The sequence below is a fragment of the uncultured Photobacterium sp. genome (genome assembly GCF_947502415.1).
GTDB lineage: Bacteria > Pseudomonadota > Gammaproteobacteria > Enterobacterales > Vibrionaceae > Photobacterium.
Map to the genome: position 1 here is coordinate 62,916 of NZ_CANMZV010000003.1, position 22,947 is coordinate 85,862.

Consider the following 22,947-nt stretch of genomic DNA (forward strand, 5'->3'; position numbering starts at 1 on the left):
AGACAGTCATGTTAAAAGTCGTAAAAAAATTCAGAGACAAATTAGACAAAATAGGGGCACCAGAAAAGCCAGAAGTCACCCCCGGTGTCGCTATCTTTGATGTGCGTGACAAAGAGCAGGATTACGCGCGCCTGCAAGATAAAGAAGTAAAAGAGACCAACCGCTATGGCCAGCGAATCGACTTAATCGAACTGAGTGACGATACCTTACCCAAGTATCGCCCCATGATGATCAATGAAAACCCCAAAGTAGGGACAAATCCGAACCGGAACAAGCAACACGGGTTTCACTTTACCGCCGATAACTGTATCGGCTGCCATGCCTGTGAAGCTGCCTGCAGCGAAAAAAATGACAACCCGGCCCATATCAGCTTTAGGAATGTCGGCTATGTAGAAAGCGGTAGCTACCCCGACTATCGCCGGATTAATATCTCTATGGCCTGCAACCACTGTGACGATCCTGTTTGCCTTAAAGGCTGCCCGACCCGTGCCTACACCAAGCATGCGGAATATGGTGCTGTTCTGCAGGATCCGGAAACCTGTTTTGGTTGCGGCTATTGTACCTGGGTTTGCCCCTATAATGCGCCGCAGCTAGATCCCATTCAGGGGCGGGTATCCAAATGTAATATGTGTGTCGATCGCCTCGAAGAAGGCCTGAAACCGGCATGCGTCTCCGCTTGTTTAGGCAATGCCCTTAATTTTGGGGTGATCGAGAATACCCCGGAAAACCGCGAGCAGTGTAAAACGGAGATCCCTGGCTTTCCATCACCGGAGATCACTCATCCTAATATCCGCTTTCAGCAAACCAACAGCATTCAGATTGAGATGACTCGAACCGATTTCATGCCGCTCAAATATCACAAGCAGGAAGACGGTACATTCCGCTCCGTGGTTGATGAAAAAGCAGGAAAAGAAACAGCATGGAATCTCAAGCGTTTAAGCTCTCGCGAAAACCCTCTGGTTCTGTTTACCTTGTTAACCCAAAGCGCGATAGGCGCCTTTACCCTGCTCTTTTTTGCCAAAATATTTGCCATATCCAGCCTGGCTGATCTATTCAATTCAGGCGTAGAACTGGCACTGTTGGCACTGCTCCTCGTCATGCAGGCTGGCGGACTCTTACTTTCAACCATGCATTTAGGGAAACCATGGCGTTTCTATCGCGGCTTTAATAACTTGCGCTATTCACCCGTCAGCCGCGAAGCCTTTGGTGTTGCCCTGTTCTTTACATTTATGGGCACCTACAGCGTCTGTACAGCATTAAGCTTATTAGTCGATATTAACGTCATAGACTGGTTTGCCCAAGCCTTCGGCTCTCTGGCCGTGATCAGTGCGGCCTTCGGCCTGTACTTTATGTATTGCAGCTATCGAATCAAGGCCCGCCCTTTCTGGGATCACTGGCAGACAGCCTGCTCTTTTGCCGGCTCAGTATTAACTATTGGCCCAATGGTATTGGCGCTAGTGAGCATACTTGGCGACAACAGCTTATATCCGCTTCTTAACCAGCTTACGCCAATTGTAATCCTTGGATTGCTGGTTGAAGGTATCGGTTTATGGTTCCACGCTCGTCATATGAACAAGGAACAAGGCGAAGGAGCAGCTTCACATTATGTGCAATGTACGACGTTTGGTAAAACCTATCTGGCGCGCAATAGCTTACTAATAGCCAACATCCTCGGCTTGATGCTACTAAATGCATGGGCACCGTCAGGCTATAAAGCCCTATTTTGGTTAATGCCGATAGTGTCTATTATCGCCACAGCACTAGTTAGCCGCGCCCTGTTCTACATTCTGGTGATCCCCACCACAATGCCAGGGGCGTTTTTCTGGAAGAACAAAGGTTTTGAACAACATGCCAAAGACGTCGGCCTAACCGATATGCCGCAAACAGGCGTTGTGGCGGACTCTCATTAGTCAACATTAAAAACGAGCAATAAAATGCTACGCCCTTGCTATACCGCAAGGGCGTAGCACTTTTTCATAAAGAAGGTATTTGGGTTGTTGGTCTATATTTTTAAAACATTTCGTCGAAGAAAATAGTGAGCTTGAGGCTACTTTCTTCAGAACAAAGGTCTAACTATGTTTCAGCAGTATATTCACCAAAGCACACAAAAAGTCCATGAAATACTGCAACTGGCAGTCAATGAACTGCTCAGCTTACACTTAAATACCCTAACCTCAGACTTTATCCTTCTCGGGCTGCTGCTACAGGATAAATCCGAGGCACTGGAGGTCCTGACCGCCTTATTGCCCGACCATGCCGCCAAACGCAAAGCCATGATGGATCAAATCTACCAGCGTCACCCCCCGCAACCTACCGTGAATGTTGAGAAGGTCACCACCTCTCCCGACGCCGACAAGGTGCTGGAAATTGCCAGCCAGGAAGCCAACCGTATCGGCGACACCTATATCGGTACCGGGATCCTGCTGACAGCACTCTGTAGTGAGCAATCAGGCCCGGCCACCAGCATCCTGACCATGACAGGTTTAACCCCGGAAAAAATACGGGCTGAATTACTAAAAAAACGTGAAGGTAATATCCTGACAACAGCAGATGCTGAAAGTAAAGTAAACGTTCTCAAAGAGTACACGATAGACCTGACCGAACTGGCACTAAGGGGAGAACTGGACCCGGTGATTGGGCGAGAAGAAGAAATGCGCCGGGTGATCCAGACCCTCTCACGGCGCAAGAAAAATAACCCGGCTCTCATCGGCGAAGCCGGTGTAGGCAAAACAGTCATCGTTGAAGGCATAGCACAACGCATAGCGGAGGCAGATGTTCCCGAAACTCTGATCAACAAGCGTATCCTCTCCCTCGATATGGCCCAGATCGTTGCCGGCTCAAATATGCGGGGCGAATTTGAGCAACGACTGGTCAGTGTACGAGACGCGGTAATCGAGGCAGAAGGGCGCATTATCCTTTTTATCGATGAACTGCATACCGTGGTAGGAAGCGGCTCCTCACCCGGCGGAATGGATGCCCCCTCCCTGCTAAAAACCGCACTTGCCAAAGGCAGCCTGCAAGTGATTGGAGCTGACACCACCGACGAATACCGCAAGTATGTCGAATCAGACAAAGCCCTGGAGCGCCGCTTCCAGCCTATACTGGTTCAGGAGCCGACCCTGGAAGAAACCGTACAGATCCTGGAAGGCCTGTCCCCCCGCTACGAAAAGCACCACCAAATCAGCTATGACAGCGAAGCCCTGCAAGCGGCCGCCCGATTATCTGAGCGCTATATTGCCGATCGCTTCCTGCCAGACAAAGCCGTTGACTTACTGGATGAAGCCGGCGCCAGAAAGCGCCTGCAATTTATCGCAATGCCAACCAAATTACGCAAACTGGAACGCAAGCGCCAACAACTGCTCAGCAGAAAGCAGGCCGCCTTTGATCAGCAGGATTATGAAACCGCTGCCGCGCACCAAATGGAGCTCAGCAAATTACTCGAAGATCTCGAGAGCGAACGGCAAGATTGGCAAAAAGCCACCGCCAATACAGCAAAAGTCGTCTTTGCCGAGGACATCGCTGAAGTAGTCGCAAAATGGACCGGGATACCCATTGCCAGAATGGTTGAATCCGAAGCCGATAAGCTGGCCAACATGGAAGAAAACCTCCATAAACGTATTGCCGGTCAGGATGATGCCATCAATGCAATATCCGATGCCATCCGCCGCAACCGCGCCGGTATTTCGGAATCCAAACGTCCCATCGGCTCATTTCTGTTTCTCGGCCCGACCGGCTCCGGTAAAACAGCCCTTGCCAAAGCCCTGACTGAATTTCTTCTTGATGACGAATCACGCATTATCCAGCTCGACATGTCCGAATATATGGAGCGGCATGAAGTTTCAAAAATGATCGGTGCACCACCAGGGTATATAGGTTACGGCGAAGGCGGCCAGCTGACTGAAAAGGTACGGCGCAATCCTTACTCGGTTGTCCTGCTGGATGAAATCGAAAAAGCCCACCCGGATGTCTTCAACATGTTATTGCAGATCCTCGAAGACGGCCACCTGACCGATGCCCAGGGACGACAAGTCTCATTCCGCAATACCGTAATCATCGGTACCTCAAATCTGGGAGTCGAAACACTCGGCCCGGAACGCAAACAAATCGGCTTCATGTATTCCGTGACCCCAAGCTATGAAGAAGCTAAACGCAACGTCCTTCAAGAGGTAAAGCGCTTCTTCAAACCGGAATTTTTAAATCGCCTCGATGACATCATCGTATTTCATTTTCTGGAGCGTAACCATGTCTTACTGATTGCCCATATGATGATTGCCGAGCTAAAAAAACGGCTGGAAGAAAAAGAAATCATCCTTAATGTGGATGAAGCAGTCATAGAAAAATTGGCAACTGACGGTTTCGATATCAATTTTGGAGCCAGACCACTACGCAGGGAGATAGAAAAGCAGCTGGAAAACCCGCTGGCTTCATATCTGATAAATCAGGGAGGAAAAAACCAATGTGCTGTCGAAGTCACTTTAGAAAATAATAAAATATACTTCCAGGTTAATGGTGAGAAAGTTTTAACGTCTTAATCAAGGAAATTACCAACCCAAAGGCAGCCAAAAGTAAAATAATAATAAAGAGCCTGAATATGCTCATTGCATTCAGACTCTTTATATATTGCGCGATGATCAATAACCCAGCGAAATGCCACAGTCCTCACTAAGTTATACCAATCGGGATTGGTAAGAGTTCAGATCATTTTAACAAGCCAAAATGATCAAATACCTACGTAGATTAGTATCAGCACGTCATTCCATCAAGAAATACGAAAACGGCTCATCATTGACTGCAAATTCGCAGCAAGTTGGCTCAGCTCGACACTTGCCTTGGCCGTTTGCTCAGCTCCCACCGCCACTTCTGTCGATGACTGGTGAATACTTTCAATATTACGACCCAGTTCTTCCGTCACTGAATCCTGCTCGCTGCACGCACTGGCAATTTGCTGACTCATATCAGCAATTTGAGCAACCGTCTGCTCAATTTTCTGAATCGTATCGCCGGTACTCTGGCTCTGAGTAACACATTCCTGGATCATACTGCAGCTACCACTCGTGGCTTCTTTAGTCTCATTAGCACTCTTCTGCAGCTTTTCAATAATGGTGACGATTTCACCGGTTGAATCTTGGGTTCGACCAGCAAGGGTACGAACCTCGTCAGCAACTACGGCAAAACCACGCCCCTGCTCACCAGCTCGCGCAGCCTCAATTGCTGCATTGAGTGCCAGCAGGTTGGTTTGCTCAGCAATATCACGAATAACATCAACAACCATGCTGATATTGGCTGACTCTTTCTCCAGTTGCTCGACCAGTACGCCTGCATTTTCAATCTCCTGAGAGACCCGCAAAATCGATTCAATATTTTCCTGTACATCCTTGCAGCCTAACTTGGCTTCATCATTCGCCGATGTTGCAGAGACAGAGGCAACTTCTGTATTGCTGGCAACATCGGCCACGGTCGCTTTCATCTGCTCCATGGCTGTTGCCACCATGGTGATTTCATTTTGCTGTTGCTGCATTCCCTGAGATGATTGCTCCGACACCGCACTCACCTCTTCCACTGCCGCACTTAGCTGGGTAACGGAAGCAACAATCTCTTCCACCAGCACCCGCAGATTATCCTGCATTTTCACTGAAGAGTCCGCCAGCTGACCTAACTCGTCGTTGCCGATTTCCTCACGCTTCAGAACATGCGTTAAATTGCCAGAGGCAATTTCTGTCGACAAAGCCATTACCAAATTAAGCGGCAAACAAATCTGACGTGTCAGGAACACATTCATTAACGCCATGAACGCTAGCACACCAAGAATACAAGAAAGCGTAAACATACTAACCCGGCTAATACTACCCAGCATATTGGTACGGTTAGTCGCCACAAACTCCAGGTTAAGCTCGCGTAGATCATCAAGCGCAATCATCAATTGGTTAAACTGATCATAAGTATTAACTAATCTATCTTCCGCCGTTTCGGCATCACCGGCTTCAGAGGCGGCCTCAAAACCGCGAATACCACGCAGATACGTATCCCAAGCATAGCTTACCGCATCAAAGACTCTCTGCTCATTGTCAGAAGCGACAGTAGCTTCATAGTCTGCCAGCATTTTTTCAATCTGACGGTTACTCTGCTGCGTCCGTTCTAAGTTATGGCGCATTTGAGCTTTATCATCTTGATGAGTCAGGGTAAAAAACTGAGTTGTGCGTACACTTGACACTTCATATTTCAGTTCTTCAACCGACAGAACGCTCGGAATGGTTGAGTCGGTAAAATTAATTGTCCCCGTGCGAACCAAACTCAGTTCGCTTATCAAAAATACGCCGAATGCGATAAATACCGCAGCTATAGCCGCAAATACAACCGCTATTTTTTTGCCTATCGATAAATTTTTATACGTCATTATTTAACAACCTGTTGCCCTTTGGGCAGAATTTCATGGCTCAACTACACGTTGGATTAACCATCTCCTTTCTGGTTGCAGCTCACACTGGCATAAACCCAACAGTTACAATTAAATTAAAATAACCTCTGGCTATTTTTCATCTCGAAATGTATGTAAATAACTTACAAAAGTTATTTAAATTACAATTCCAATTTATTATTAACAAGCTGTATAAATCACAACCAAATATCGAGTCAACATTGACCCGCAGCTGGAATTCAAATAATTATATCAATGAAGCCAAAAGCAGAAATTCACCTCAAAAAGAAGCGTTTTATTTACCACTATTAGTTTCATTAGAAAAAATCAACGACAAAAAGGCTGCATGGCATTTATACCAAGCACCCTTTAAGTATTGAATAAATTGAATTTTTATACGTTCAGCATCCTAAACCGAAACGCCAGTTAGCAGCTGAAACAGCTCACTTCCTGATTGAAATCTACCGCATAGATAATACCAAGCGACACGTCCTTAAATTTCCTTAAACAATAAATAATAAAAACTGTATTTCTGTCTGTGACGAATTTAAACCTCACTACAACCTATAAACTCAAGACTGACTGTTAACCTAGTATTGCTTATTAAAAATTCTGTCTGGCAGGCAAATATGAGTTAACAACAGAAAATACAGTGACTATTCCAAACAAAAAACTGATAAATATATAGAAACAAAAAAGCCCCGACATTTCTGCCAGGGCTTTCTTATGTATCGGAGCACATTGGGCATAGGGGATTATCAAATCCCGAATAACACTCGCTCTAAACGCAAAAAAGCCGCTGATGATTCAGCGGCTTTCTTAAATGTGGCGGAGAGATAGGGATTTGAACCCTAGATACGCTACAAACGTATGCCGGTTTTCAAGACCGGTGCTTTCAACCACTCAGCCATCTCTCCAAATTTTTTCACCTTAAAAGATGATGGCGGTGAGGGAGGGATTCGAACCCTCGATACGTTGCCGTATACACACTTTCCAGGCGTGCTCCTTCAGCCACTCGGACACCTCACCACATTGTTGTTTGACGCTGTGCGTCTCAACGGTGGCTAATTTAATAGTTGAGGCTATTAGGGTCAAGCGCTTTTCTATAAATACCTTTCGACTGCTGATGAATAGTTCAATTCGCCTTATTCTTAATCCAATCAGTAAGTTTTATTCAATGCTACACTTCTAACAGTTTGCTGAATCATGCACCAAATGGGAATCACCCGGTTACAAAGGAAGTCTCTATGGGCATAAAGAGGATACTACTGTTACTAATATTATGGACAGCCCCCGCAGGGCTTGTAACAGCAACCGAATACATCGATCCCCGCCTAGCCCTGCTTGAAGAACAAATTGTCCGTATACAGAAACAAGACAAAACACCTGAAGTAGTAAAAGCGCTAGATACCCTCTCACAAGCAAAAAGCCAATTGGAAAAAACCGCGGATTTCAATAGCGAAACACAGAAATACCGGGACTTGGTGACAAACTTTGATGAACTAACCCAGGCACTAAAAACAAAAATCAGTGATTTTTCAATGACAAAGTTTCCCGATTTTAGTAACTGGGAACAAGATCAGCTAACCTTAGAAATCGCCGAACAAGATAATCGCCTCAACCAATCAGAATTAAGTCGCAGCAATTATAAAAATGAACTTCAGGCAATAGAGCAAGGGATTGATGACTTTTCCTATCTATCTAAGCAACTTCATCAACAAATTAAGCAAACAGAAAACCTGTTACAGCATGAGCAGCAACAAAACGACAATAAAACGACCCTACTCACGCTGGAAATTGCCCATCAGTTTTACGTTAGCCAATTATACGCTCTTGAAGCAAAACAACTCAGTGCCGGAAATCGGCGTACTCTGGCCAAACAGAAAATTCGGCTTATTAACCTGGAAATTGAAGCCCGTCAGGCCTATCGCAACAACCTCCAACGGCGACTCAGCCGCATCATGCGCACCGAAGCCAGAAAATCAGCCGTAGATAATGAAGATATCCAGCAAGACCTGACCAATCAACCACCCTCATTGAAACAGCTGATGCAAGCGAATCAACGCTATACCTCAGACTTGAGTACCCTCGCTAACAAAACTGAACAAATACAGCAACAACAGCAAACAGCTTCAGAACAAAATGAAGTAGTTAATAAAACTGCCGATGATCTTGAAACCATGACCGAATGGCTCAAACTCAGCCCGGCCTTCAGCGAGAACCTTCGTACACGGATGAAACGGCTCCCCAGCCAGCCGCCGATTGAATCCCTCGACCGGGATATCGCCCAAAGCCAAATCAAGAAATATGAATATCAGCAGCAATATGATGCGCTACGGGAACAATCCCTGCGCCCTGTCAGCCAATCATTGACGCCTGAGCAACAACAAAAAGAAAAAAAACTAGTTGAAATCAACCTGATCTTACTTGACCGACTAATCGACCATTCCGATATCCTGATCTACCAACAGGCAACCTTAAAAGTCGCTTACGAAAAGCTCAACAGCAACCTCTCGGAACTCAATAATCTGGCAGCCAAACGCCTGTTTTGGGCGCCTGATACCAATACACTCAACCTGGCCCTGATCAGCAACACCTGGGAAAAATTAAAATGGTTTTTCTCTCCCTTACAATGGCTCAATCTGGGTAAAGTCCCAACCACCATTGATACCACCAAGCTCTTGTCTACTTCAGGCTTTATCGTTTTTATCATTCTTAGCCATCGCTGGGTAAAAAAGCATTGGATAAATTACCTGGCAGCTACCAGTCAAATGATAGGCAAAGTCACCCTGGATAAATTCCGCTACAGTTATCTCAATATATTGGCTTCTTTTGCACTAGCCTGGCCCATTCCCATCATCATTGCGCTAATTGGATTTCTGCTCAGTGCGGCCTGGCAATTTCCATTTATCCACCACTTAGGGCAAGCCCTCAGCATCCCGCTCACATTGACCATTTTTTTCTTCATGCGTGAACTTGTCCGTGATGATGGATTACTTATCAGGCATTTCGGCTGGGAGCCCCACTTTGTTCATGGCGCATTTTCCCACTACCGACGATTACTTTGGATCTACGTCCCGATGATGGTCGTACAGGATTTTGCCCACTTATACAGTGACATTGACGTCAATGCTACGCTTGGGCGGCTCGCTTTTATTATCAGCAATCTGGCTGTCAGTATTTTTCTCTGGCAGCTATATAGAATGAAATTACCTATGACCTACGGTGATCTTCCAGAAGATAAAGCCCGTATCGGCCATCACCTATTCTGGTCTGCACTGATCATCACACCACAACTTCTCAACTATACCGCTTTAAGTGGCTACCTGACCTCTTCGCAAGCCATCATGAACAAACTTGAGATATCTGCGGTCGTAGGGATCATCACCCTATTGGTCTATTACCTAATCAAACGCCTGATGCTACTCCAGAAAAGACGCCTAGCCTTCGACCGTGCCAAAGCAAAAAGATTGGAGATCCTCGCCCAGCGACTTGCAGAGCTAGAAGAAGACAAAGAGGAAAGTTTCAGCAGCAGCGAGATGCAAATCGAAGTTGAAGAACCCGAAGTGAACCTAGACAAAATCAGTGCCCAGTCATTACGTCTATTGCGCTCGGTTTTGCTATTAATTTACCTCTCTCTGGTCGCGCTGGTTTGGTCTGATTTTTATCAGGCAATTACCTTTCTTGAAGATGTCACCTTATGGGACGTCAGCAATACCATCAATGGCATTGATGAACTCAGTGCCATCTCACTAAAGAGTGTATTACTAGCTATGTTAGCCTTCTGGCTTACTGCAATTCTGGCAAGAGATATGCCCGGCGCCATGGAACTGCTTATATTGCAGCACTTGGACCTGTCTCCTGGAACCGGTTATGCCATCACCTCGCTAACTCGCTATCTGGTTATTTTTATGGGGATTTTGATTGGCTCAGGACTGGTTGGTTTCGACTGGTCAAAAATGCAGTGGTTAATCGCGGCTTTAGGTGTTGGCCTCGGTTTCGGGCTACAGGAGATCTTTGCCAATTTTATCTCGGGTCTGATCATCTTGTTCGAAAAACCAATCCGCATAGGTGATACGGTCACTATTCGCCAACTAACCGGTGTGGTTGCCAAGATCCAGACCAGAGCAACAACCATTGTTGACTGGGACCGCAAAGAAGTCATTGTTCCCAACAAAGCCTTTGTCACCGAGCAATTTGTCAACTGGTCGCTATCAGACCCTATCACCCGCGTCACCATATCCATCAGCGTAAAATACCTCGCAAACAGCGATCTAGTAACCCAGCTTTTATTTGAGGCTGCGGAAGAATGCGAATTGGTTCTCGATAATCCCGCGCCAGAGGTCTTTTTCCTTACCCTGACAGCCGACAGCCAGAACTTTGAAGTTCGGGCTTACGCAGCAGAAACCGCACACCGATTAACCCTGACCCACGACCTCCATAATCGGATCAAGAACAAATTCATCCGGCACCATATTGATATTGCCCATCCGCAGCTGGAAGTGACCATAAAAAATCAGCAAACTCACCCGCTATTTCATTAATAACAGATACAAAAATGCGCGAGTAGCTTTTGCTAAATCTCGCGCATTAACTATTTATGATGGTTAATAAATTTATTTCCAACCATCTAAATTTTAAAGCTATACCTGCTGGTGAGAGTAACCAGGAACCCGGAACATACGGCGGCACAGGTCTAGGAATTGACCGTAAACCACACCCAGCATACCTGAAACCACAGCGTTACTGGTTACAGCAGTAATGATCTGATCAACATCAGCACCGACTACCCACAAAATACCGGCGTAAACCGGTGACTGGAACAGCACAAATGCCACCATGTCTGATAACCACTTCATCCAGCTAGTAGGTGAAAGGCGATTGCCATTACGAACAAAAAAGTCACGAAAGACACCATATGGCCAGGCAATCGCAATATTGACTGGTATCGACAAGGTTCGCGAAGCTAAAGATTGTTCAAAGCTCATCCCCGACACAAACACCTCAATCAACATGCCAGTGACAAAGCTAAAAATCACCATGGCAAAAGTATCCGCAGCCGCATTTCGAACATTAAATTGACCTTTAACAGACATACCGCAAACCTCCACATTTAGAAAATAAGGCCAAAAAAAACCATATATAAAGTCGCTTACACTAGATAAACACCAACTAGCCAGTTGATTTGCGTATTAGAACAGGTTTTTAGCAAAATAACCCACCAAAGTTGATATTTATTGGTTAATTTACGACTACTTTTCCGCCAATTAGTGGCAGATTCAACTACTCAGGCAGCACAGACGTGCCACAATATCAAAAAGAGCTACATCTAACCAATAAAAACAAACTAATTCCGTGATAATGAGCCATTTATCCAAAGTTAATAATGAAAAGTAGAGCGGATAATCACAACTTTAGGTTACACTCCACTTTCATTCAAAACAATGACTTTAAAAATAAAATCATCAAAAACAAAATTCAAACATAAACTATTGATATATAGCCATTAAAAATACAAAAAATAAATATAAAAGATGAATTTCAACATTTCACAAACAGAACCATCATGGATGATTAGGCACCTTTTATTCCATCTAAAGTAACAGCTTTCACAGTCATAAGTAAATCTAACCTCAAACCTTAGAAAATCTCATTTTTGCTTTTCATTATTTAAATAAACCGTCTTAATACTGATTAATTATCCGACCAATATCCTGCTATTTTTTGTAATAGAAGCATTTTCCACCCATCAACAACCAACAAAATTGAAAGTAAATTACATGACTGTTGTTTTCCTAGCGATTGCCGCCGCTTTTTGCCATACACAGTCTTTCTGAACGAAAAATCGTGTCTTTACCGCGAAAAGGAGTAACAACTAACAGTCAAAAAAAAGCCCCGGCCAAATGACTGGGGCTTGCATAGCTACTCAACTTACCTTCCTATTACTGCCAAATCTGAAGAAACCACACGATGCGAACCAACGAGGTGATTTTTCCGGAATGGCGTCTGATTGCACTCACGATTGACACAAATATCACGAATACCAAATAGCCACAGAAAAAGAGTAAAATCTAATAATGTAAGAAGGGAGTGAAGAGAGAAATGGTAAGAAATGAAAATGCTATGCCTAGATAGCAAAAAACCGCCAATAAGGCGGTTTTTCTAAATATGGCGGTGAGGGAGGGATTCGAACCCTCGATACGTTGCCGTATACACACTTTCCAGGCGTGCTCCTTCAGCCACTCGGACACCTCACCACAATTTGTTGTTGAGAGCTATCGTCTCAACGAGGCGTTACTATAGTGCGCTCCAAGCCCTGGGTCAATAAAAATCAGAAAACAGACACCCAAATGTTCAATATTACAGCAGCATACCATTCCAGCTCGATAAAACTTAGGGGGAAGCTGTGCAGTTCGAGCCAGACTGATACAATACACACACAGCAACTACTTTATCAATTTCTGTTGGCGCTTTCTTTCCCGTACCGCGTTCACCGGAAATGAAAACAAATTAATAAACTGAGATTGTACTATGTCTTCACAACTGAGTGAGTTACTGCAAAATCCAGAACTAGCTGAGCAGCTACTATCCGAGGCGCAAACCCGTGGTTTTGTTACCGCAATGGCTGCGGCACCTCACCTGATTGATCCAGCAGAATGGCTGGCCTTCCTATGGGGTGGCGAAGAAACCTCACCTTTTGCCAGCAACGAAGAGCTAGAAGCTTATGCTAATGCCATCGTCAACCTGTGGAATGATACACGCGAAGCCTTACTTACCGGAACATGGCAATGGCCTGAAGAATGCCAGTTGGACGACAAAGAACTGGTAACGGAAGCTACACGCGAGCTTGCCGAAGGCGTTCTGCAAGGCTGGCAGCTAGCCCGTGACGATTGGGAAACCATCATGCCAGAAAATAGCGAAGACAATGCGCTGCTAGGCGGCGTGCTACTTTGCTTTAGCCTGCTTTATGATCCGGAGAACGCAATGGAAGCACTTGCACAGGAAGGTGCCGATGGCTTAGCGCAGTTTGAAGAAATCTTTAATTCTGTACCAACAATGATTTGCGGCCTGACCCTGCGTGCAAACGCACTGGTTGCAGAACAGTAACAGCCACATGATTGCGAAGTGATACTACATGCACTTCGCAACCATTCTCTTATCCGCCGCCTTACCTATACACTGATCAGACTCCGGCGCTGATAGAAGTAAATAATCGCAAAAGCCGGTAAATTCATTAGCACACCGTATAGTAATGGCGTCAGAGCCAACTCAGGGCGTTGCAACTGTACCACTGCAACAAAAATCGCAGTACCTGCATTCTGTATCCCAACTTCGATAGCCAATGTCTTCACTACCGTCTTATCACCGTGAAGCAATTTTGCTATCCCAACTCCCAGCAACATCCCAGCCAGACACAAGCTGATAGCCGCCACCGACGCGACTGTAAACAACTGATGAAAAACCGCAGTATTAGCCGCAACTGTCACTACCACCGTCGAAAACAGTGCTACCAACGAAGATCGTCCTGCAAAGCGAGAAAAACTATCCAACCACGGGCCTCTCGCCCAATGTTTTATCGCCATGCCCAGTAATACCGGCACAAGCGTGACAGCTGCCAGCTGCAAAATTGCCGTTTTAAGCGAGAAAACCAGCTGCGCATCTGGCACGACCAACGTCAGTATCAATGGCAGGCTCACAGGGATAACCAGGCTGCTAATCGCGGTCATCGAAATCGATAATGCAGAATCACCACCGCTCATGTGAGTAATGGCGTTGGATGATGCCCCACCAGGAGCCAATGCCAGCAACCACAACCCAATAGCGACCGGCTCCGGCAAAGAAAAAAAATATATAATGGCAAATGCCAATAACGGCAACCCCAATAGCTGGGCGCTCAAACCTAACAATACCCGCCCAGGAAACAATGCAACCCGCCTAAAATCAGCGATAGACAACGTCAAACCTACGCAAAACATCATCCACGCCAATGCCAGTGGCAAAGCCACCGTCAGCATCGTCTGAGCCATTTTTCTTATTCCTTATACCAAAAATGGCGACCAAGCTGGTCGCCATTTAATCCTTCATCAAACTGACAGGTTACGCGTTACCTTTTACCTTCAGCTGTAATTGCGCGGCAAAATCCAGCATACGGTTCAACGGAACCAGTGATTTTTTACGCAGGGATTCATCAACAAAAATTTCGTGCTTTTCACCGCCTTCAAGCAGGGCAAGCTCAATCGCTCTCAGGCCATTCATTGCCATCCACGGACAGTGTGCACAGCTACGACATGTTGCGCCAGCACCGGCAGTTGGAGCTTCAAACAATTCTTTATCCGGAACCATCTGCTGCATCTTAAAGAAGATGCCCTTATCGGTTGCAACAATCAGCTGCTTGTTCGGCAACGTTTTAGCCGCTTTGATCAGCTGACTGGTAGAACCAACAGCATCCGCCAGAGCAACAACACTAGCCGGTGATTCAGGATGAACCAAGATCGCAGCCTCTGGATATAAGTGCTTCATATCACGCAGAGCTTTAGCTGAAAACTCATCATGAACAACACACTCCCCCTGCCACAGCAACATTTCAGCGCCGGTTTGTTTCTGGATGTAAGAGCCAAGGTGGCGGTCAGGCCCCCAGATAATTTTCTTACCTTCACTATCAAGGTGCTCAATAATCTCAAGTGCGATACTGGAAGTCACCACCCAATCCGCACGCGCTTTAACTGCCGCCGACGTATTGGCGTAAACAACCACGGTGTGATCTGGGTGGGCATCGCAAAACTCGGTAAATTTATCGGCCGGGCAACCTAAATCAAGTGAACACTCAGCCTCCAGTGTTGGCATGAGTACATGCTTTTCCGGTGTTAGGATCTTAGCCGACTCTCCCATAAAGCGGACACCACAAACAATAAGTGTCTTAGCCGGGTGCTGGTTACCAAAGCGGGCCATTTCCAGAGAGTCCCCAACGAAACCGCCAGTCTCTTCTGCCAAGGCCTGAATTTCAGGATCGGTATAATAGTGGGCAACCAAAACCGCGTCTCTTTCCTTTAACAGGGCTTTGATGCTCGCCTTGTAAGCTTGCTGCTGTTCAGCAGTCAGCGGCTCAGGCTTAGGTGGAAATGGATAAACCATTTCAGAGGGATCAAATGTTAGGCTCATCACTCACTTGCTCTATCAGCTAGTCCTTTGTTATCCGCGTATTATACCGCAAACGATGAAATAATCACCTTCCTGGCTATTCCGGCTCCTGCCTAAACCGCGCCGTTCAAAAAAGGCCAGTGAATACTGGCCTTTATATTAACCCTGAAAATCGGATTATACAGAGATTACTTACCGAGCTGCTTAAGGTTTCGCTCAGCCTGACGAGAGCTGGTCGAATCAGGATAGGCAGTTATAACCTCCTGATAATACTTCTTGGCTTCTTCTGGCTTTTTGCTTCGTTCTGCAATCACGCCTAACTTTAGCATGGCATCAGCACGCTTGTTAGAATCGGCAAAACTTGCAACAGCTTTAAACTGCTCAGAAGCTTCAGCTAGCTGGTTTTGCGTAAAATACAGCTGACCAAGCCAGTAATGAGCATTCGGTTTATAAACCGATTCAGGATAAGTTGCTAAGAATCCCTTAAATGCTTCAACCGCGCCACTGTAATCCTTTTCTTTCAGGATCAAGTTAACGGCTTTTTCGTACGTTTCGTTTTCACTTACGTTGCTGGTGTAAGTCTCAGAAGTGGTTGCCTCGGTTTTCGGCGTTTCTTTGACTTCTTTTTGAGGCTGGCGGCTTAGTGCATCAACTTCACGGTAGAGCTCACGCTGACGCTCCAGCATCTGGCTTAAGTCATAGCTATTTCGCTCGACAATACCACGAAGCTCATCCATTTCAGATGCAAGCTGGTCAAGTTGACGCTGCATATCAATCTGAACTTGATTTCGCGCCTCAATCATACGCTCCAAACGTTCAAGGTTATCACCTTTCGCGCTGCTACCGTTTAGCTCAGTAACAGGAGCAGGTGCGGCGACCACCTGGGTCGCCGCACCAACCAGCAACGTAAATGCGAGGTTTCGCATCTTGTTACTGCTCATAGTGTTTACCTATAAATTAGTAAACTAGAACCGAACGACGGTTCTTCGCGTAATCTGCTGCGGAGTGGCCTAGAACCAGTGGTTTTTCCTCACCGTAGCTTACGATAGAAATCTGACTTGCAGATACACCCAGTGCCTGTAGGTATTTTGCAACCGCATTTGCACGGCGCTCACCCAGAGCGATGTTGTATTCTGGAGTACCACGCTCGTCTGCATGACCTTCAACAATTACATTAACTACCGAGTTGTCACGTAGGTAATCGGCGTGTGCAGTCAGCATTTCCTGATAATCAGGCTGGATTTCAGCATTGTCAAACTTGAAGTATACAGTTTGCTCCTGGCGAAGCTCCTGGCTACGCAGCTCCTGCTCCGAAAGTGAAGCAGAACCTGACTCAACTGGTGTTGCAACTGTAGTTTGAGTTTGCTCGGTAGCGGTAGCTACTGTACCAGTAACTGTACCAGTATTCGTTTCAGATGCAGATGCCGCTGAGCTGTCAGTGCTTTCGCTTGAGCTACATGCCGCAAGAGTGATCATTGGCAGCGCAATTGCCAGCCCCTTTAAAACTTTGTTCAGTTGCATTATTTTTTCCTTATTTTGCTAATTACGGTGAACGTTATAAGAACGGTCCCCATGACGGAGCTCGCACTCGCCCGTTCGTCGCAGGTAATCGAGCTTTAAAGCGCCCGTCAATCGACACTAACGATAGCTCATTAAACTTATTATTCACTGAGCTATAAATCACCATACCACCGTTCGGGGCAATACTCGGTGACTCATCCAAAAATGTCTTCGTTAAAATTTGAAGCGCTCCAGTTTTCAGATCTTGCTTAGCGATGTTATACCCAGATTCTGAACGGTGTACCATCACTAAGAACCGCCCGTCCGGCGTCAATTGACCACCCAAGTTCTGACTCCCTTGCCACGTCAGGCGCTCCGACGATCCGTCTGCTAAATTTACTCGATATATCTGGGGTTTACCACCTCTGTCTGAGGTAAAGATCATAGACTGACCGTTAGGATCCCAAAATGCCTCGGTATTGTTAGCTCTACCCCGGGTGATCTGCTTCATTTTTTTGGTTTCCAGATCCAGTACATAGATCTGCAAGCTGCCACTTTTCGACAGCACCATAGCAAGTTTTTTTCCGTCCGGAGAAAAGCGTGGCGAACCGTTATGACGCGGGAACGAAGCCACCATGTCTCGAGTACCTTTGTAGATATCCATAATGAATATCTGCGCTTGTTTGTTCTCGAAACTCACATAGGCAAGCTTACTACCATCTGGCGACCAAGAAGGTGACATCAGCGGCTGTTGTGACTTCAGTACCAGGCGCTCGTTGTAACCATCATAGTCAGCTACGCGTAACTGGTAAGGGTAGCGGGATTTATCATCAATAACCACATAGGCAATACGGGTCAGGAAAGCGCCTTTCTCACCGGTCAGTTTCTCATACACAACATCGGAAATACGGTGTGCATACTGACGCAAGCGACTCTGTTTTACCGTCGCACGGTTATTAACCAGCAAATGGTCTTTAGTCAGTACCAACTTACCGCCTTCCAGCCCGCGGCTTTCACCGCTGGTCAGCTGGCCACGTACGACATCCACCAACTGATAATTAATTACGTAGTTACCATCGGCATTCAGGCTAACCTTGCCGGTCACTAGGGCGTCTACCCCTAACGATGTCCAGGCGTTATAGTCAACCTGCTCTTCACTGTATGGGGTTTGTGGCATCTTACTTGTCGCTACCGGGCTGAATTTACCGCTTCGACGCAAGTCAGAAGCAATAACGGCCGCTAAATCAGTCGGCATTCGCCCCTCACCGTCCCACTGGAAGGGCACCACACCTATCGGACGCGCTGAATCGATCCCTTCGGTGATCACTAGTTCCAACTCAGCTTGCGCAACCTGGCTGAAACTCAAAAGAGCAAGACACAAGCCCATTAGCCAACGTTTCATAACAACTCCTTCATCATTGTGGGCTTACAATTTTACAAGCATAGAAATACTGCGAACTTCTTCAATAACAGCCGGGTCTTCCGGCATCGGGAACTGACTAATTTTTACTACTGCAGCTTTAGCAGCACGGCATACGTTCTGGTCTCCACCTGCACTAGATACATCTAACACCAACCCATTGGAAGAAAGACGCATACTCAAATTGCATTCTTTACCAATAAAATTTTCATTTTTTAACAGGTTCTGTTGGATCATCTGAGTATAGATGGCACCGTAGCGCTGTTTTTCACTTGCAATAAACTGCCCCCGGGCACCACCGCGTTGCTCTGTTTCTGCCTCAAGGCCGGCAAACATATCATTCAAAGCAGCTTCCTGCTGACGTTGTTGCTCACGCGCCTCAGCAGCTTTTCGCTCTGCTTCTTTACGCGCAGCTTCTGCTTTGCGTCTTTCTTCCTCTGCTTTTTTCTTTGCTGCCAGTTCTGCCTTGCGCTTCTCTTCAGCTTTGCGGGCTTCTTCTTCCGCTTTACGCTTAGCAGCTTCGGCTTTACGTTTTGCTTCCTCAGCTTCGCGCTGCTTAGCCAGCTGTCTCTGACGCTCCTGCTCAGCTTTACGAGCAGCTTCTTGCTTAGCTTTACGATCAGCTTCGGCCTTCGCCGCCTTTTCACGGGCCACACGCGCAGCTTCATCTGCTCGGCGTTTCTCTTCTACCGCTTTGCGTTTAGCCACCGCCGCTTTCTCACGCTCAGCCGCCACACGCTTACGCTCCTGTTCTGCCGCACGGGCTTCCTTTTCAGCTTTAAGCTTATCAGCCTTCAGCTGGCGCAGCCTTCTCTCTTCAGCCTGACGCTGTTGTTCCAGAGCTTCGGCTTGCCGCTCAAGACGCTTCAAACGATCAAGCTCTGCTTGCCTAGCAGCATCTCTTTGCTGTCGAATCCGTTTTGCCTGCTGATTTACTAACGCCGGGTCAACTACCACAGCCTTAATAGTACCGCCCTGAGACTGGGGCTTATTCATGGAAAAATCCGTTCCCCACAACAACGCTGCTATCAATAAACCATGCAAAATCAACGATACGATGACGGCAGCACTATAGTTGTTTTTATTCATCCTGCTCGCCTGCCTACTTCTCCAATGGTTCTGTCATCAGTCCGACAGAGCCGACGCCGGCCTGATTCAAGGCATCCAACGTTTCAATAATGTAAGCATACGGCGCACGACTATCGCCACCGACCAGCACGGCTGACTTCGGGTTAATTTGAAGCTCAGCCCTGACACGCGTCAGCAAGTCATTCATGCGCAACCCGCGGATCATATCGCCGTTATCAACACTCAGCCCCAGGTTTCCGTCCTGATCCACTTCAACAATGATTGGCGCGCTGCTGTTATCCTCACCCACCAGCTCCGCTGCGGGCTTGGCGGTTTGCGTCGACGGTAGCTCGACATCCACCCCTTGGGTAACAAAAGGTGCCGTTACCATAAAGATGATCAACAGCACCAACATGACATCAATATAAGGGACGACGTTTATTTCCGCCGTCATTTTTCGCTTTTTCGGTTGATAAGCCATGGCTTACTGCTCCTGCGAAGCGGCAAAAGCCTGGCGGTGAAGAATGCTTGAGAACTCTTCCATAAAGGTTGCGTAGGTGTGCTCCAGCTTCGATACCTGATTCGTCAGTTTGTTATAGAACATAACCGCAGGAATCGCCGCAAACAGCCCCATCGCTGTCGCAACCAGAGCTTCTGCAATACCCGGCGCTACCATTGCCAGCGTTGCCTGCTTTACAGCACCCAGCGCGATAAAGGCATGCATGATACCCCATACTGTTCCGAACAGACCGATGTACGGGCTGATTGAGCCGACAGTCGCCAGGAAAGGCAAATTCGTTTCCAGCTCATCTACTTCACGAGACAAAGCAACACGCATTGCTCGTCCTGTCCCTTCCATTACCGCTTCTGGTACCTTACCGTTGCTACGGTGTAAACGCGCAAACTCTTTAAAGCCCGCGTGGAAAATCTGCTCTGAACCTGTCAGGCTGTCTTTACGCGCCTGAACTTCCTGGAAAAGCTGTGATAAATCAATACCAGACCAAAAGCGGTCTTCAAAACGTTCAGCCTTGGACGCTGCGTTGGAAAGCACCTGAGAGCGCTTGATAATCATCGTCCAGGAGATGACAGACATACCCAGTAGAATTAGCATCACCGTCTTAACAAGCAGACTTGCCTGTAAAAAAAGATCTAAAATTGATAGTTCAGCAGTCACTTAGATATCTCCGACTTAATAATTTCTGGTATCTGAATAGGCTTCATGGATTCAGGGTGAACACAGGCTACCTGAACCATCGCTTTACACAAGGTTTGGCCGGCATTGTTAACTAAAACCTGACAAAATTCGATAGAGGCACGGCGGATATTCATCGGCCATGTCCGGACAATAAGTTGATCGTCAAGCTTTGCTCCCTTCAAGAAATCGATCTCAATATGGCGAACAACAAAGCTAACATTCAAAGCAAAAAATGCTTGTAAACTGACACCGTGACTACGGAAGAGTTCCGTCCTTGCCCGTTCAAAAAATTTCAAATAATTGGCGTGATAAACAATACCGCCCAGATCTGTATCTTCGTAATATATCGTGATTGGCCATTCAAAGGCATTTTCTTCGGTCATCAGTTTCCTATGCCATCACATCATCCGGCAGTTCTGCCGATACACTTGCTATTGACCGCTTACTATACCTAACTTGATTCACAGAATGAAACGCCACATTTACCAAGGCTCACAAATCCTCTAATTTTTTGATCCATTTTAATTTCAGACCCGATTGAATACGCGTAATTGCTGCAAATGTATTCACCGCTTCTCAGCGGATAGCAAACAGCCCAATGTAAATACACTGGGCTGTTTTTTATCTTTACTTAACTAACAGCCCCCCGTTAGGAAAGCAAACGTAACCATAAGATATAGGTCAGTATCGGCAATGCACAATACGGCGTAAAAAAGACTTGCCAGTACCAACGGTGGGGCACGAAACCCACACCGTAAATCATTGCTGTACAGGTTGCCCATATCAGGGCTGGCGAGATTATCGGTCCGAATCCACCAATCGCCTGGGCAAAGAGCATAGGTTCCCAAATCACCAGTCCGCCCGCGCAGAGTGCCATAATCATGGACAACAGGCGCACTAGCCCGCTATCCAACAACTGGTGAATGCGCTTTACCCAGAGATCAAGATTACTCACCGTTCTCATCCATGTTTTCAGTCGTCTCAAGCCACAAAGCGTTGATAATACCGAATGAGCAGGCTAGCAGAACACCTAGGATCCAAGCGAAATACCACATAGTCTGTCTCCTTAGTACAGTGAATTCTTGTTGTCTTCGATAAACTTGCTATCAAGACGACCAAACATTTTGTAGTAACACCAAGAGGTGTAGGTCAGGATGATTGGAACCATCACAAACGCCACACCAGTCATAATGTTCAGCGTCAACTCAGAAGAGGTCGCATCCCACATCGTCAAGCTGTGGCTTGGCTCCAGGCTTGAAGGCATTACGAACGGGAACAGAGCAAAGCCTGCTGTCAGAATCACACCAGCCATAGTCAGGCTTGATGTAATAAACGCCAGCGCACCGCGGTTAGCGCGAGAAGCAGCCACGGTCAGTAGCGGCATTACTACAGCCAGGATTGGAGCCGTCCACAGCATTGGATAAGCATCAAAATTCGCAAATAGCGCACCAGACTGACGCATAACTTCTTTCGTCAACGGGTTAGATGGTGCATTGGTTATGATTTCAGAAGTAATCACATAACCTTCAATGCTCTGAGCCCAGAAACCGGCAATGGCAAAACAAACCGCTGTACCGATTGACGTAATGACGGCAACATTACGTGCACGCTCACGAATCGCATCTGTTGTTTTCATCTGCAGGTAAGCTGCACCCTGAGTCGTGATCATCAGAAGGCTGACGATACCGCACAGTAGCGCAAATGGATTAAGCAGACCGAAGAATGAGCCTTTATAAGTCGGGATCAGCAGTTCGCTTAACTCAAACGGAACACCCTGTAGCAAATTGCCAAATGCCACACCAAAAATCACTGGTGGTACAAAGCTACCGATAAAGATCGCCTTGTCCCATGCATTACGCCACTGTGTGTTCTCAAGTTTTGAACGGTAATCGAAACCAAGAGGGCGTAGCCAAAGCGCAGCCAGAGTCACAATCATCGCCAGGTAAAAACCAGAAAATGCAGTTGCATAAACCAGCGGCCATGCAGCAAACAGTGCGCCACCGGCAGTGATTAACCACACCTGGTTTCCGTCCCAGTGCGGGGCAATTGAGTTAATCATTATACGGCGCTCAGTGTCTGTCTTACCGATGATGTTAGACAGCACACCGACACCCATATCAAAACCATCTGTGATTGCGAAGCCGATGCAAAGCACACCGATCAGCAGCCACCAGATAAATCGCAATACTTCATATTCAAACATTGCTTATT

At 46.6% G+C, this 22,947-nt stretch carries 18 protein-coding genes and 3 tRNA genes; 4 read left to right on the forward strand and 17 right to left on the reverse strand.

Annotated features, from left to right (window positions below):
- Positions 1–8: 8 nt before the first annotated feature.
- Both Q0852_RS04485 and Q0852_RS04490 read left to right on the forward strand, forming a co-directional pair.
- A complete protein-coding gene (locus Q0852_RS04485) occupies positions 9–1,910 on the forward strand; it encodes a DmsC/YnfH family molybdoenzyme membrane anchor subunit (RefSeq protein ID WP_299014458.1) in 1,902 nt (633 codons plus the stop codon).
- Positions 1,911–2,075: 165 nt separating this feature from the next.
- Positions 2,076–4,532: an ATP-dependent Clp protease ATP-binding subunit gene (locus Q0852_RS04490; RefSeq protein WP_299014461.1), complete on the forward strand. Its 2,457-nt coding sequence runs from the start codon at positions 2,076–2,078 to the stop codon at positions 4,530–4,532.
- 227 nt (positions 4,533–4,759) lie between these two features.
- Here Q0852_RS04490 and Q0852_RS04495 read toward each other — a convergent pair whose 3' ends face one another.
- From Q0852_RS04495 to Q0852_RS04505, 3 genes are all read right to left on the reverse strand, one after another.
- Complete coding sequence (locus Q0852_RS04495) at positions 4,760–6,394, reverse strand: methyl-accepting chemotaxis protein (RefSeq protein ID WP_299014464.1); 1,635 nt, start codon at positions 6,392–6,394, stop codon at positions 4,760–4,762.
- A gap of 847 nt (positions 6,395–7,241) precedes the next feature.
- Positions 7,242–7,332, reverse strand: a tRNA-Ser gene (locus tag Q0852_RS04500).
- A gap of 24 nt (positions 7,333–7,356) precedes the next feature.
- Positions 7,357–7,444: transfer RNA gene (locus tag Q0852_RS04505), tRNA-Ser, on the reverse strand.
- A gap of 218 nt (positions 7,445–7,662) precedes the next feature.
- Here Q0852_RS04505 and mscM point away from each other — a divergent pair.
- The gene (gene mscM / locus Q0852_RS04510; protein WP_299014467.1) at positions 7,663–10,959 is read left to right on the forward strand and encodes a miniconductance mechanosensitive channel MscM; all 3,297 of its coding nucleotides are present in this window, start codon (positions 7,663–7,665) and stop codon (positions 10,957–10,959) included.
- Positions 10,960–11,058: 99 nt separating this feature from the next.
- Here mscM and Q0852_RS04515 read toward each other — a convergent pair whose 3' ends face one another.
- Positions 11,059–11,511, reverse strand: coding sequence for an L-alanine exporter AlaE (locus tag Q0852_RS04515; protein WP_299014470.1), 453 nt, complete (start codon positions 11,509–11,511; stop codon positions 11,059–11,061).
- A gap of 1,073 nt (positions 11,512–12,584) precedes the next feature.
- Positions 12,585–12,672: transfer RNA gene (locus Q0852_RS04520), tRNA-Ser, on the reverse strand.
- A 274-nt stretch (positions 12,673–12,946) separates the two neighbouring features.
- On the opposite strand from Q0852_RS04520, the gene Q0852_RS04525 reads away from it, so the two are divergent.
- Entirely contained in the window at positions 12,947–13,522 is a 576-nt protein-coding gene (locus tag Q0852_RS04525) for a UPF0149 family protein (RefSeq protein WP_299014473.1), read from the forward strand.
- A gap of 65 nt (positions 13,523–13,587) precedes the next feature.
- On the opposite strand, the gene Q0852_RS04530 is transcribed toward Q0852_RS04525, so the two are convergent.
- The 12 genes from Q0852_RS04530 to cydB all read right to left on the reverse strand — a co-directional run bounded on the left by Q0852_RS04530 (position 13,588) and on the right by cydB (position 22,939).
- Complete coding sequence (locus Q0852_RS04530) at positions 13,588–14,442, reverse strand: bile acid:sodium symporter family protein (protein WP_299014476.1); 855 nt, start codon at positions 14,440–14,442, stop codon at positions 13,588–13,590.
- 70 nt (positions 14,443–14,512) lie between these two features.
- On the reverse strand, positions 14,513–15,574 hold the full coding sequence (nadA, locus tag Q0852_RS04535) for a quinolinate synthase NadA (RefSeq protein ID WP_299014479.1): 1,062 nt from the start codon (positions 15,572–15,574) through the stop codon (positions 14,513–14,515).
- Between the two features lie 167 nt (positions 15,575–15,741).
- A complete protein-coding gene (ybgF, locus tag Q0852_RS04540) occupies positions 15,742–16,494 on the reverse strand; it encodes a tol-pal system protein YbgF (RefSeq protein ID WP_299014481.1) in 753 nt (250 codons plus the stop codon).
- A 16-nt stretch (positions 16,495–16,510) separates the two neighbouring features.
- The gene (gene pal, locus Q0852_RS04545) at positions 16,511–17,074 is read right to left on the reverse strand and encodes a peptidoglycan-associated lipoprotein Pal (protein WP_299014484.1); all 564 of its coding nucleotides are present in this window, start codon (positions 17,072–17,074) and stop codon (positions 16,511–16,513) included.
- Positions 17,075–17,108: 34 nt separating this feature from the next.
- Positions 17,109–18,455, reverse strand: a complete 1,347-nt coding sequence (gene tolB / locus Q0852_RS04550) for a Tol-Pal system beta propeller repeat protein TolB (RefSeq protein WP_299014487.1) — start codon at positions 18,453–18,455, stop codon at positions 17,109–17,111.
- A 24-nt stretch (positions 18,456–18,479) separates the two neighbouring features.
- Positions 18,480–19,562 carry a cell envelope integrity protein TolA gene (tolA, locus tag Q0852_RS04555; protein ID WP_299014490.1) on the reverse strand — a complete coding sequence of 361 codons (1,083 nt, stop codon included), beginning with the start codon at positions 19,560–19,562 and terminating at the stop codon, positions 18,480–18,482.
- Between the two features lie 13 nt (positions 19,563–19,575).
- Positions 19,576–20,022, reverse strand: coding sequence for a protein TolR (gene tolR / locus Q0852_RS04560; protein WP_299014493.1), 447 nt, complete (start codon positions 20,020–20,022; stop codon positions 19,576–19,578).
- A gap of 3 nt (positions 20,023–20,025) precedes the next feature.
- Positions 20,026–20,715, reverse strand: coding sequence for a protein TolQ (gene tolQ, locus Q0852_RS04565; RefSeq protein ID WP_299014496.1), 690 nt, complete (start codon positions 20,713–20,715; stop codon positions 20,026–20,028).
- Positions 20,712–21,119 carry a tol-pal system-associated acyl-CoA thioesterase gene (gene ybgC / locus Q0852_RS04570; protein ID WP_299014499.1) on the reverse strand — a complete coding sequence of 136 codons (408 nt, stop codon included), beginning with the start codon at positions 21,117–21,119 and terminating at the stop codon, positions 20,712–20,714. The genes tolQ and ybgC overlap by 4 nt, the downstream gene beginning before the upstream one ends.
- A 266-nt stretch (positions 21,120–21,385) precedes the next feature.
- On the reverse strand, positions 21,386–21,691 hold the full coding sequence (gene ybgE, locus Q0852_RS04575) for a cyd operon protein YbgE (protein WP_299014502.1): 306 nt from the start codon (positions 21,689–21,691) through the stop codon (positions 21,386–21,388).
- Entirely contained in the window at positions 21,684–21,791 is a 108-nt protein-coding gene (cydX, locus tag Q0852_RS04580; RefSeq protein WP_075768376.1) for a cytochrome bd-I oxidase subunit CydX, read from the reverse strand. Before cydX ends, ybgE begins: the two co-directional genes overlap by 8 nt.
- Positions 21,792–21,802: 11 nt before the next feature.
- Positions 21,803–22,939, reverse strand: a complete 1,137-nt coding sequence (cydB, locus tag Q0852_RS04585; RefSeq protein WP_299014515.1) for a cytochrome d ubiquinol oxidase subunit II — start codon at positions 22,937–22,939, stop codon at positions 21,803–21,805.
- Between the last annotated feature and the right edge of the window lie 8 nt (positions 22,940–22,947).